Consider the following 11,576-nt stretch of genomic DNA (forward strand, 5'->3'; position numbering starts at 1 on the left):
TCAGAGCTCCGCCGCCATGCGGGCGAGCAACAGGACACCGCCATACAGCAGGGAGGCTCCGATGAGGGCCAGCAGCACGTTGCCCACCGTCCATTCCCGGCGCTCCGCCAGCGCCTGCAGCGACTTCAGCCGCTTCTCCAGACAGCTGGCGCACCGATTGATGCCCTCGAACTGCGTGGTGCACTCGCGGCAGATGACGCGGCGGCACTCCACGCAGATGCCCAGCCCGGTGCGCTCCGGGTGATAGTGGCAGCGGCCCGAGCCCTGAATCATGGGTGCAGCCTACGAAATCCCGGGCCGACCGTGCCAGCGGGTCGGAGACTACTTCTCCGGGAAGTAGCCCACCTCGAGGACGATCTTCTGTCCCTCGGGTGACAGGGCGTAGTCGATGAAGTCCCTGTCGATACCGCTCGCCTCGCGGGGCAGGTAGAAGAAGAGCCTGCGCGACAGGGGATAGGCGCCGCTCCGGATGTTCTCCGGGGTGGGCGCGATGGCCTCCGCGTGTGCGTCCTTCTTCACCTTCACCTCCTTGACGCCCTTGGCGTAGGCGGAGCCCCCGTAGCCGATGCCGTTGCGATCCAGGGACACCGCGTGCACCACCGCCGCGGTGCCAGGCAGGGTCAGGGCCCGCGGGGTGAAGTCCTCGCCGCCGAGCACCTCGTCCTTGACGAAGGAGTAGGTGCCCGAGGAGTTCTCCCGCGAGTAGGGGACGATGGGGGCGTCCCTGCCGCCCAGGTCCTTCCAACGGGTGACGTCAGCCAGGTAGATGTCCTTGAGCTGCGCGATGGTGAGGACGTCCACCGGGTTGCTCTCATGGACGTAGAAGGTGATGCCGTCCCGGGCGACGGGGACCTCCACCGGGCCGTCGGGGTCGCGCTGCCGGGCCTGCTGTTTCTCGGCCTCCTTGATGGGGCGGCTGGACATGGCGATGTCCGTGGTGCCGTTGATGAGCGCCGCGATGCCCGTCCCCGAGCCGCCTCCGGTCACCTGGATCTTCGCGCCCGGGTGCGTCTTCATGAACTGCTCGGCCCAGCGTTGTCCCAGGAGGACCATCGTGTCCGAGCCCTTCACCGTCACGGTGCCTCGGGGCCCCTTCACGGCGGCGCTCGGGGAGCCCGCATCCACTTGCGAGGAGGACGGCGGGCGCCTGCAGCCGGCGAGCAGGGCGATGAGCGTGGCGGTGAAGAACAGGGACAGCGGCGTTCTCATGGGAACGCCCACTCTACAACGGGGCCCTGTCCCTGGCGGGGACGATCAGAGGTCGATCTCCACGCTCGCGAAGACGCGGCGGCCCTCCATCTGGTAGTCGAAGGGGAAGTCGCCGATCTTCACCAGGTAGTTCCGCGCGTTCAGCAGGTTGGTCACCTTGAGCTCGGCGGTGGCCCAGCCGGTGAGCTGGTAGCGGACGTTGGCATCGAATCGGACCCAGGCGGGCACCACCGAGGGCCTCGCGGCGGCGTTCAGGGGCTCCAGCAGCTCCTCCTCGCGGCGGTGCACCTCGCTCTGGTAGCGCCCCTGGAGCGCGAAGCTGAAGCGCTCCCGCTGATAGCTCGCCCCGGCCTTGGCCAGGTGGGTAGGTGCCCAGGTGAGGCGTCCCGCACGGGCGGGTGACACGCCATTCGAGTCGGAGCCATCGAGCAGCCGCACATAGGTGTAGCTGCCGAAGGCCGACACCCGGCCCTGTTGCCCCAGGTCCACCTCCGCCAGGAGCTCGGATTCCAGGCCCGCGTTGGTCTGGGAGAGGAGGTTGGTCAGTTCGCCGTCGCTGTAGCCGGTGAGGTTGTCGTAGCGCGAGTGGAAGAGGGTGTTCCGCCAGATGAGATTCGGGCTGATGCTCCAGTCGGCGCCGAGGTCGAAGGTGGTGACCTGCTCGGGACGCAACACCTCGACATTGGCGTCCAGCATCCAGGTGTCGGTGCCGAAGAGCTCACCCGAGGACGGTGCGCGGAAGGCCCGGCCGGCCTGGAACTTGAGGCTGAGCGCGGAGCTGGGGAGGAACACCAGAGACAGCCTCGGGCTGAGCTGCTCATAGGACTTGTAGCGCCGGGACGAGTCCGGCTGCCTCGGGTCACGGTAGTGGAAGAATTGGAAGTCGTAGCGCAGCCCCAGGGTCAGCGACAGGGGCAGGTCCAGCATCCGGCTCCAGACGAGCTGGGAATAGGCGCCCACCTTGTTGAAGGGCTCGTCGAGGATGGCCGCATAGAGGGGGCGGAGCAGCACCGGAGTCTCCGAGGCGGGGTAGCCCCCCTCCGCGTCGGCGAGGTCGGCGTTGCTATAGTGCTGCTCGTCGCCATGGTACAGGGTGGTGCCGTACTCCACGCCGCCGAGCAGGGAGAGGTGCCCATCCAGCAGGTTGGCCGAGAGCTGGGCCCGTCCGAAGAGCTCGTTGACCGCGCTCTTGAACACCTCGGTCACGCCGGAGGGGTAGAGCCCGTCGAGGGCGCCGCTCGGATAGAAGCGCACGTGGTTGTCGTACTCGTGCCGCTGGTACTTGAAGACGTATTCCTGCTCCAGCGTGCCCCCGGGCGGCGAGTGGTAGCGCAGCACCGCGATGTGCCGGCGGTCCCTCATGGGCTCTTCGATGTCGGGTACCCAGAACGCCCAGCCATGGCCGGTGCCGTAGCTCCAGTCCTGCAGGTGGTACTGCAGGGACAATCCCTCCAGCGCCTCGAGCGCCTCCACCTTGACGAAGAGGTAATCGCTGTCATGGCGGTCGCGGATGGTGAAGCGCTGGAGCGCACCCGTGGCATCGGTGCGCCCCGAGCCGTCATACGAGAGATAGGAGAAGCCATCCGTGCGCAGGTGCTGGAAGCCGACCACCGCGGAGACGTGCCGGGAGCGGGTGACCGCCACCGCGTCCACGGCGGCGGTGCCCTGGCTGCCGAAACGCAGCCGCGCCTCGCTGTTGATCTCCATCCGCTCGCCCTCGCTCAAGGTGCGTGCCGAGGAGAGGGTATTGAGCGCGATGACCCCGTGGATGGCACTGGAGCCATACAGGGATGAGGCGGGGCTGCGGAGGATCTCCACGCTCTTCACCATGAAGAGGGGGGTGATGTCCCAGGTGAACGCGGCGGCCGTGTCGTTGTCGTTCATGGGCACGCCGTCCACCAGCAGGAGCAGGTGGTTGTTGTTCCACCCCTCCCAGAGGCCGCGGGCGCCCACCGTGCTGCGCTCGTAATCGTGCGAGGCGAAGAAGCCGGGCTGGCTGAAGAGGATGTCCTCGAGCGTCGTCCAGCCGAACCGCTGCATCTGCTCGCGTGTCACCACCGAGGCCACGCCGGGTGCCTCCCGGGCCTTCTGGAGGCGCTTGGAGGGCGCGGAGAGCTCCACCTGGAGCAGCTCCTCCAGGGAGAGGGATTGTGTCCACTCGGGTTCCGAGTCCTCTTCCGGGGCCGGTTCGTCATGCGCTTGGGCGGGGAGGGTCGACAGGGCCGCGGCCAGGGGCAGCATGCGGCGCCAGGGAATCGGGGAACGGGGCGACATGGGGGGATGGCCTCAACTCATGACGGGGAGGGAGGAGGGGGAAGCGTGACCCTCGAGCAGGGCGCGGAGCCGCTCGCGCAGGATGTCCATGTCGATGGGTTTGCCCAGGGCCCGCTCCTGGTGCTGTTCGAGGAAGGCGCGGGTCGTCTCGGTGAAGGCGCCGCCGGAGAGGAAGAGCACCGCCCGGGCCTGCTCGGGGTTCGTCCGCTGGAGCTCGGCGTAGAGCTCCATGCCGGTCATCTCCGGCATCATCAGGTCGCACAGGATGACGTCGAAGGGGGGGCCCTGACGCACCCGGGCCAGGGCCTCGCGTGCACCCGTCGTCACGACCACCTCGTGCTCGCGGCCCAGGGCCCTGCGGAGCGCGGCCCCCACCAGGGGCTCGTCATCCACCACCAGGATGCGGGCCCGCTTCGCCCTGGGGGCCGGTGCGGCCGGCTCGTCCGTGCCATCGCGCGCCGCGGTGGTGCAGGGCGGGAGCACCACCGTGAAGGTGCTCCCTTCGTTCGGCTCGCTCTGGACCTCGATGAGGCCACCCAGGCTGGTGACGATGCCCTGGCAGACGGACAGTCCGAGCCCCGTGCCCACCCCCACCGGCTTGGTGGTGAAGAAGGGAGTGAAGAGACGGCCGCGGACCTCGGGTGTCATCCCGCTGCCGGTGTCGGTGATGGCCACCCGCACCCGTCCGTCCTCTCCCTGTTGGGTGGAGATGCGGATCTCATTCCGGTCCGCGGCCCCCGGCTCGATGGCGTGCGCGGCGTTGATGAGCAGGTTGAGGAAGACCTGGGCCAGCCGGACCTCGTTGGCCTCGACGGGCGGGACCGGCTGGTAGTCGCGCACCAGTCGGGCGCGGTGGCGGATCTCATTGCCCGCCATGTTGATGGCGGTCTCCAGGGTGTGTCTCAGGTCCGTGGGCTCGCGCTTGCCGTCGTCCCCGCGCGAGAAGGACTTGAGGCTCTGGACGATGTGCTGCACGCGCGCGCAACCCTCGCGGGCCTCGGAGAGGGCCTTGAGCACCTCCTCCCAGTCCTCCTCCTCCTGCGTGGACGGGGCATCCGGGGTGCCTTGTTGGGCGAGGCGCTTCAATTGCGGCAGCTCGCGCAGGGCGAACTGGAGATTGGCGGTGACGTAGGCGAGGGGATTGTTGATCTCATGCGCCACGCCGGCCGCGAGCGTGCCCACGGAGGTGCGCCGGTCCGCGACGATGAGCTGCTCCTGGGTGCTGCGCAGCTCGCGCACCTGGGACTCGATGAGGGCGCGCTGTTCGTACAGCCGGTCCAGCATGCGCGAGAGCGCGGCGGCCAGGGTGCCCGTCTCGTCGCGCCGGCTGAGGTCGAGCTCTCCCCGGGCGCCCAGGTCTCCCTCGGAGATGCGCAGCGCCACGCGGGTGACGCGATTGAGGGGCTTGACCAGCAGGGTCCCCAGCGCGGAGGCGGCCAGCATCCCGATGCCGATGATGAGCGCGGAGATGAGCGCGGCGAGCTGCTGGGTGCGCCGGCTCTCCCGTTGCAACTCGGCGAGGCTGAGGCCCAGCAACAGCGTGCCCTGCTGGCCCCCCCGGGTCTGGATCTGGACCCGGGCGAGCACCTCCTGCCCGCGGATGAACGCCCCCTGTCTGGCTTCGAGTGGCTCCTTCGGGGCGCGCTCCGGGTGCCAGGCGGACAGGGGGGTGCCATCCTCGAGCAGCAGCAGGGCGAAGACGGCCTCCGGAATGGAGTCGAGCGTCTCCAGGTGGCGTCTGCCGTAGATGGGGTCCCCGAAGTCGAGCGCCGGTTCGGTGGCGTTGGCCAGCAGCCGGGTGAGGCCCAGGGCGCGGTCCAGCATCCAGTGCTGTGCCTGTTCTTCCATGCGCGCGGGGAAGAAGAGGAGGAAGAAGAGGGCGAAGGCGGTGGAGAAGAGCACCACCAGGGTGATCAGCCGGGCCCGCAGGGAGAGATGACGGGGCATGAGGTCCATGGATCACTCCCGGTCGGGTTTGACGAGCTGGGAGAGGCTGAGCAGCCCGGCATCGAGGTCCGCGCCCTCCTCCCGGGCCGCCGAGAGATGGACGAGGATGATGGGCGAGTCCCCCTGGCGGCTGAGCCCGATGGCCAGGCCCTGGGCGACCTGGGCGCGGCTGCCCGTGAAGGAGAGGATGGACAGGTGCCTCGTCACCTGGGCGATGCGGTCCGTGTAGGCCTCGAGGCCCTCGCACGCGTAGAGCGCCGCCGCGCGGGCCGCGGAGAGCTCCGCCTGGAGCTGGGACGGATCACGGAAGCCGATGCGGATGACACGCACGGGCCGGCCCAGGATGGACTTCCCGCGCGAGGCTGCCTCCAGCGCGCGGGTGAACTCCCGAGCCGTCTGTTCCGAGCCCTCGTTGCCCTCCAGATGGAGGACGACCACGGTCAGGGGCGGAGGGAGGGTGCCCATCCTCCGGTCGTAGGCGAGGATGCGCACCAGCAGGGATGCGCGCAGCGTGGAAGGAAGTCCCTCGGCCCGTGCCGTCTGGCTGAGCAGCGCGAGCAGCACGCCGAGGGTCCAGAGGCCGCGTCCGAGCCGTCCCCGGTTGCTGTTCATCGTGCATCCCCCAATGCCAAGCCTGACATTGGAAGTATTCCACCGAAGGCGGGGGCGCGCAGCCTGGCGGGTCTCGGCGCCCGGAGTGCTGTCGTGTTCTGGAAGCCCTGACGAGTCGGGAAAAGTGTGTGGGTGGTGAGTGACTCAGGGATTGCCGTCGGTGGCCATGGCCTTGCCCGTGCCTGCCTTCTGGGCGCTAGGAACGGGCGCCCCCTCCTGGATCCACCCCTCCACCACCTCCAGCTGCTCGGGGCTCAAACCTCCAGCGGGCATGGGAGGGAGCCCTGGAGTGGTCCCCTGGAGGCGCAGGTAGAGCTCGCTCTTGAGGTCGCGGGGGATGACGAAGGGCGAGTGCCCGGGGCGGGGGGCCAGCAGCCGCTGCGCGTTGCCGATGTCGTCGCAGCGCGCGAGGCGCAGGTTGCCGGCATTGCCACCGGCGGCGCCGTGGCAGCTCGTGCAGAGCGGGTCGATGATGTCGCGCTGGATGCGCGAGAACGAGTCGTCGCGCGTGGCGAGCTCGCGGCAGCGCGCATCCTGGTCGGCGTCCTTGCCAGGATTGACGGACAGCCCGGGCGCGGGGATGCCATCGCCCTGGGAGGGATCGAAGAACAGGCGCAGGACGGTGCCGTTCTTGTCCTCGACGAGGAAGATGGAGCCGTCCCGGGCCACGCTCACGCCGACGGGAGAGCCCAGGGGCTGGGAGCCCTTCTTGTACCAGCCCTTGATGATCTCGAAGGGCTCGCCGGTGGGCTTGCCGGTGGCATCGGTGGGGATGGCGACGAGCTTCTGCCCGAAGTCCCGGTACCCGTGGTACGTGACGAGCAGCTTGCCCTTGTACCAGTCGGGGAACATGCCTCCGGAGTAGTACGCCATGCCGAGGGGAGCCACGTGGGCGGGCAGCTGGAGCGCGGGCTGGCGCATGCGCGAGCAGTCGAAGCCCTTGAACTCGGGACTGGCCTTGTTGCCGTCGTAGCAGTAGGGCCAGCCATAGTCCTGCCACGGGACGATGATGTTGAGCTCCTCGCGGGGCTCGGTGCGATCATCGAGCGTGCTGTCGGCCTTGTTGATGGAGTCTCGGGAGTTCTCGCCCTGGACGAACAGCCCCGACTCGGGGTGGATGGCCATGGCCATGGAGTTGCGCAGCCCGACGGCGTAGTTCATCCACCGGGGGGCGGTGCGGTTCGGGCCGGTCAGGGCGTAGCGCCGGATGACGCCTCGCGCGGAATGGCCTTGCGCCTCGGGGCAGGTGCGGCCCTTGGCGTTGCGATAGCCTTTGGTGGCCTCGCAGTTGTCCGAGGCGGAGCCGCGATTGACATACAGGTAGCCCTGCTTGTCGAAGAGGATGGCCGTCAGGGGATGGCGCCCGTCGGTGGGGAGCTCGTCGACGACGGTCTCCTTCGTGGAGGCGGGATCGGCCGCATCGGGGTTGACGCGGATCACCCGGGAGATCTCCCCGACGTAGAGCAGCCCATCCGGGCCGATGGCCGAGCCATGGGGGCGATCGAGCCCATCGAGCAGCTTGCGCTTCACATAGGTATGGGAGGCGGCGTCCGGGGTGAGGCGCCAGAGCGAGCCCTTCCTGGGGACCCAGCCGCCCATGTCGACCACGACGAGGCTGCCATCGGCGAGGGTCGTCACCGTGCGGGGGAAGCGGAAGCCATCGGCGACCACGCCGACGCAGACGCCGCGAGGCGTGGTCACGTCGATGCGGGGTAGGCCATCACAGTTCCCGGAGGCGGTGTACTTGCCTGTCTGGGCCGAGGCCCCGAGGGGAAGGGTTGCGAGCAGCAGTCCAAGGCGAAGCGACGTCTTCATGAAGTGGGCTCCCGGGGAGGGATACTACCCCGGAGGCGCCCCCGGGTTCCGTCCTGCAACGGACGTCCACTCCGGCCCGTGCGAGGTTTTCCGGTGGGAGGGAGGCGAGGTCCGTTAGAACCGCCGCTCTCTGAAGACACGGAGGAGAACGGAATGGACCTCATCGGACAGCTCTCGCAGCAACTGGGAGTGGACTCCAACCAGGCGCAGGGCCTCGCGGGCTCGTTGCTGAAGCTGGTTCAGGGCACCGTGAAGGAGAAGCTGGGCGCGCAGGCGGCGGATCAGATGGGGCAGGCCATTCCCGAGATGCAGGGCTGGGAGCAGCAGGCCCCGCGGGAGGGGTCCGGTGGTGGCGGGCTGCTGGGAGGGCTCGGAGGACTCCTCGGGGGACAGGGCCAGTCGGGTGGGGGCGGCGGTGGGCTGATGGGGGCGCTGGGCGGCCTTGGTGGCCAGGCGGGCGAGGTGGCGGGCATCGTGGCGCTGTTGCAGCGCTTCAACATCGACGCGGGCAAGGCCTCGCTGGTGGCGCCGCTGCTGCTCAACTTCCTCAAGTCGCGGCTCGACCCGAAGCTGGTGAGTGGCATCCTCACCGTGATGCCGATGCTCGCCAACCTGGGCGGCGGTGGGAACACACCGGAGGGGGGCGGCTCCCAGGGCGGCGGAGGCCTGGGCGGAATCCTGGGGGGCCTCATCCGCTGAGGTCATCGGGAAAGCGAGGGGTTGACCCGTTCGACCTCTCGCGTCACCTTGCGCCACTGGACCATGAGCAACCCTGACGGAGAGCTGCCCACCGAGGCAAAGGCCATCATCGCGGAAGAGGAGGCGCTCCTCGGCCGCGTGCTCGCCTCATTGGAGGCCGCGAGGCAGCGGGGCGACAGCCGTCATCAAGAGACGCAAGGGCTCGTCGCCCAGTTGCAGGTGCTGCGTGACGAGGCCGCCACCGCTCCCGTGGCGGACCTGCCCCACCTGCTCCATCAGATGAACCAGGCGCGCGCGCTCCTGGAGCGACAGGGGACGACCCTCCTGCCGGATGCCAACGCCCCGTACTTCGCGCACCTGCGCGTGGAAGGGCCCGCCGGCATCCGGGACTACCTGCTGGGCCGCACCAGCTTCGCCGACGCGTCCGCCGACGTCCGCATCATCGACTGGCGCTTCGCCCCGGTGGCCCGGGTCTTCTACCGTTACGGAGAGGGCGACTCGTACGAGGAGTGGTTCGGCGAGCGGCTCTCCGAGGGCACCGTCGAGGTGCGGCGGCTCGTCGTCATCGATCGCGGGCGGCTCACGCGCATCCAGTCCGGCACGCTCGTGCTGGCGCGCACGCCCGAGGGCTCCTGGCGGCAGCTGGGCTCGGGACCTTCCTCCCAGCTCGCGGGCGGCTCGGGGACGGCGGTGCGGCCGGGCCAGCTCGGAGTGGGGGAGGGGGCCTCGCGGCGCGAGGGGTCTCTCGACGTGACGGCGATGCTCGACGCCGAGCAGTTCGAGGCCGTGAGCGTGGCCGCGGATCAGCCGCTCCTGGTGCTGGGGAGCGCGGGCAGCGGGAAGACCACGGTGGCCCTGCACCGGCTCGCGAAGATCGCCTTCGACGACCGCGCGCGCTACCCCGAGTCGCGGATGAAGGTCATCGTCCCGGAGGAGGGGCTGGCCAGGCTCTCCCGGCGCCTGCTCGCGCCGCTCGGCCTGGACAAGGTCTCCGTCGAGACGCTCGACTCCTGGGCCGCCATGGCAGCGCGCATCTCCTTCGGCGCCAAGGCCATCAAGCTGTGGGAGGACACGCCACCGCTCGTCGCGAAGCTCAAGCGACACCCGGCCCTGCGCCTGTCGTTCGCGGCCCGGCTGGGCGTGCTCAAGTCCTCCGTCACCACCCTGCCGCAATTGCGCAAGCGGCTCGCCGAGGTCTTCACCGACCGGCGCTTCCTGGAGGGCGTGGTCTCCCGCTCGAACGGGGACCTGCCGCTCACCGCCGTCGACGAGACGGTGCGGCACACGATGCTGCAGATCGCCACGCCGCTCTCGCGCGAGCTCGAGGGCGTGGACCCCGAGCGCCTCGAGACGCTCGACGGCAAGTCCCTGGAGAGCGACACGCCCGACGCGCTGGCCGGCACCCTGGACCTGGAGGACCTCCCGCTGTTGCTGTTCCTGCGCTTCCAGGGAGGCAACCTGGGCGCCGTGGGCCGGCTGGTGCACGTCGTGCTCGACGAGACCGAGGACTTCTCCCTCTTCGAGCTGTTCGTGGTGGGCAAGCTGCTGGGCGAGGCCCGGAGCTGCACGCTGGCGGGTGACGAGATGCAGCAGACCTCGACGAGCTTCGCGGGATGGCCCGCGGTGCTCGCCGAGCTCGGAATCCGTGACGCGGCGACCTGCCGGCTCCAGGTGTCCTACCGCTGCCCGAGGCCGGTGACCGAGCTGGCGCGCAAGGTGTTGGGCACTCAGGCCACCACGGCGGCACCCCAGACGGGCCGCGAGGGAGCGCCCGTGGGCTTCCACCACTTCCCGGACGAGGCCCAGGCCCACCTCTTCATCGGCGAGGCGCTGCGCGACCTGTTGGAGCGCGAGCCCCATGCGTCCGTCGCCGTCATCGCCAGCAGCCCCGACCAGGCGCGGGCCTTCCACCGCGTCGTCGCGGACATGTCCTGGGCCCGCCTCGTGCTGGAGGGGGACTTCTCCTTCGAGCCGGGCGTCGACGTGACGGACGTGGACAACGTCAAGGGGCTCGAGTTCGACTACGTCGTCATCCCGGATGCGACGGCGCGGGCCTACCCGGCCCACGACGAGGCTCGTCGCAGGCTTCACATCGCCATCACCCGCACCTCCCATCAGCTCTGGATCGTCTCGGCGGAGGTCCGCTCGCCCCTGCTCGCTGGCTCATGAGGCCGCCACTTCGCTGTCCAGACGAGAGGACTTCGAGTGAAAATCATTGTAACCAAAAATGGACAGTCGTGGCAGAATGCGGGGGCGATGGAGCAGCGCGCCCAGCTGTTGTCACGGCTGTCGAGGTGCAATCCGGGCCAGCAGGTTCCCGGAATGTTTCTCGATGCCGTGCTCGTGTCTGCCGACGCCCGGAGCGCGGAGGTGGGTGGGCTCGCCCGGCGCCTGCTCGGTGAGGGAGAGCGGCTGGTGGAGAGCTACCGCTACCCGGTGGCCTGGATGCTGGGGATGCTCGACGTCATCGGGCAGGCCGCGGTGGCCAACGGCGAGTCCTACGGCGAGGCGCTCTTCCACTGCGGGCAGGATGCGGGCCGCGCCTATGTCCGGAGCTCCGTGGGACGGGTGCGTGCCCTGGGCGCCATCGCGTCCGGCCTGCACCGCACGCTGGAAGGCATCCCGAGCGCGGCCGCGGTGGCGGTCAATTTCGGTGAGCATTCCTACCGGCGGCTGAGCGCCAGCTCCGGGGAGCTCGTCTTCAAGCAGGACATGATTGGCCTGGCCTGGAACGCCGGCATGGTGGTGGCCAGTACTTCCGCGGCCCTGTCCATGGGCCCGGATGAGCTGAAATTCGAGGGCATCCCGACGGACGAGGATGCCAGCAGCTTCCTCCTGCGCATCAGCTGGTAGCGGGTTCCCAGCCCTCTCCGACAAGACAGGGATTGGCCTCGCGCCATGCGCGGTGGCTGTCCGTGTATTCCCTGACAGCCCCAGCCAGCGTGGCAAGCCCGGCCATGCCTCCAATCCCTAACGCATGCTCCAGACCCGGGGTCTCGGAGCGGCGGTGCGTGAAGCTT

The 11,576-nt window shown here is 69.4% G+C and carries 9 protein-coding genes; 3 read left to right on the plus strand and 6 right to left on the minus strand.

The features are described from left to right. The 6 genes from JRI60_RS16180 to JRI60_RS16205 all read right to left on the minus strand — a co-directional run bounded on the left by JRI60_RS16180 (window position 1) and on the right by JRI60_RS16205 (window position 7,857). Window positions 1-273: a hypothetical protein gene (locus JRI60_RS16180; protein ID WP_204226762.1), complete on the minus strand. Its 273-nt coding sequence runs from the start codon at window positions 271-273 to the stop codon at window positions 1-3. A gap of 48 nt (window positions 274-321) precedes the next feature. Beyond that, window positions 322-1,209, minus strand: coding sequence for a phosphate ABC transporter substrate-binding protein (locus JRI60_RS16185; RefSeq protein WP_204226763.1), 888 nt, complete (start codon window positions 1,207-1,209; stop codon window positions 322-324). Window positions 1,210-1,254: 45 nt separating this feature from the next. Next, a complete protein-coding gene (locus JRI60_RS16190) occupies window positions 1,255-3,483 on the minus strand; it encodes a TonB-dependent receptor (protein WP_204226764.1) in 2,229 nt (742 codons plus the stop codon). A gap of 12 nt (window positions 3,484-3,495) precedes the next feature. Continuing rightward, window positions 3,496-5,439, minus strand: a complete 1,944-nt coding sequence (locus JRI60_RS16195; RefSeq protein ID WP_204226765.1) for an ATP-binding protein — start codon at window positions 5,437-5,439, stop codon at window positions 3,496-3,498. A gap of 3 nt (window positions 5,440-5,442) precedes the next feature. Then, window positions 5,443-6,042: a YfiR family protein gene (locus tag JRI60_RS16200; protein ID WP_204226766.1), complete on the minus strand. Its 600-nt coding sequence runs from the start codon at window positions 6,040-6,042 to the stop codon at window positions 5,443-5,445. Window positions 6,043-6,186: 144 nt separating this feature from the next. After that, window positions 6,187-7,857: a PQQ-dependent sugar dehydrogenase gene (locus JRI60_RS16205; RefSeq protein WP_204226767.1), complete on the minus strand. Its 1,671-nt coding sequence runs from the start codon at window positions 7,855-7,857 to the stop codon at window positions 6,187-6,189. 153 nt (window positions 7,858-8,010) lie between these two features. On the opposite strand from JRI60_RS16205, the gene JRI60_RS16210 reads away from it, so the two are divergent. The 3 genes from JRI60_RS16210 to JRI60_RS16220 all read left to right on the plus strand — a co-directional run bounded on the left by JRI60_RS16210 (window position 8,011) and on the right by JRI60_RS16220 (window position 11,409). Beyond that, the gene (locus JRI60_RS16210; protein ID WP_204226768.1) at window positions 8,011-8,556 is read left to right on the plus strand and encodes a DUF2780 domain-containing protein; all 546 of its coding nucleotides are present in this window, start codon (window positions 8,011-8,013) and stop codon (window positions 8,554-8,556) included. Window positions 8,557-8,619: 63 nt separating this feature from the next. Beyond that, window positions 8,620-10,725 carry an ATP-binding domain-containing protein gene (locus tag JRI60_RS16215; protein WP_204226769.1) on the plus strand — a complete coding sequence of 702 codons (2,106 nt, stop codon included), beginning with the start codon at window positions 8,620-8,622 and terminating at the stop codon, window positions 10,723-10,725. Between the two features lie 87 nt (window positions 10,726-10,812). Further along, on the plus strand, window positions 10,813-11,409 hold the full coding sequence (locus JRI60_RS16220; RefSeq protein WP_204226770.1) for a TIGR02265 family protein: 597 nt from the start codon (window positions 10,813-10,815) through the stop codon (window positions 11,407-11,409). Window positions 11,410-11,576: the final 167 nt, after the last annotated feature.

Origin of the sequence: Archangium violaceum, from assembly GCF_016887565.1 — a bacterium.
Classification (GTDB): domain Bacteria; phylum Myxococcota; class Myxococcia; order Myxococcales; family Myxococcaceae; genus Archangium; species Archangium violaceum_B.

Bases quoted from the DNA above. Each gene is read 5' to 3' on its own strand.
- JRI60_RS16180 (WP_204226762.1), bottom strand. From the start codon at position 273: ATGATTCAGGGCTCGGGCCGCTGCCACTATCACCCGGAGCGCACCGGG.
- JRI60_RS16185 (WP_204226763.1), bottom strand. From the start codon at position 1,209: ATGAGAACGCCGCTGTCCCTGTTCTTCACCGCCACGCTCATCGCCCTG.
- JRI60_RS16190 (WP_204226764.1), bottom strand. From the start codon at position 3,483: ATGTCGCCCCGTTCCCCGATTCCCTGGCGCCGCATGCTGCCCCTGGCC.
- JRI60_RS16195 (WP_204226765.1), bottom strand. From the start codon at position 5,439: ATGGACCTCATGCCCCGTCATCTCTCCCTGCGGGCCCGGCTGATCACC.
- JRI60_RS16200 (WP_204226766.1), bottom strand. From the start codon at position 6,042: ATGAACAGCAACCGGGGACGGCTCGGACGCGGCCTCTGGACCCTCGGC.
- JRI60_RS16205 (WP_204226767.1), bottom strand. From the start codon at position 7,857: ATGAAGACGTCGCTTCGCCTTGGACTGCTGCTCGCAACCCTTCCCCTC.
- JRI60_RS16210 (WP_204226768.1), top strand. From the start codon at position 8,011: ATGGACCTCATCGGACAGCTCTCGCAGCAACTGGGAGTGGACTCCAAC.
- JRI60_RS16215 (WP_204226769.1), top strand. From the start codon at position 8,620: ATGAGCAACCCTGACGGAGAGCTGCCCACCGAGGCAAAGGCCATCATC.
- JRI60_RS16220 (WP_204226770.1), top strand. From the start codon at position 10,813: ATGGAGCAGCGCGCCCAGCTGTTGTCACGGCTGTCGAGGTGCAATCCG.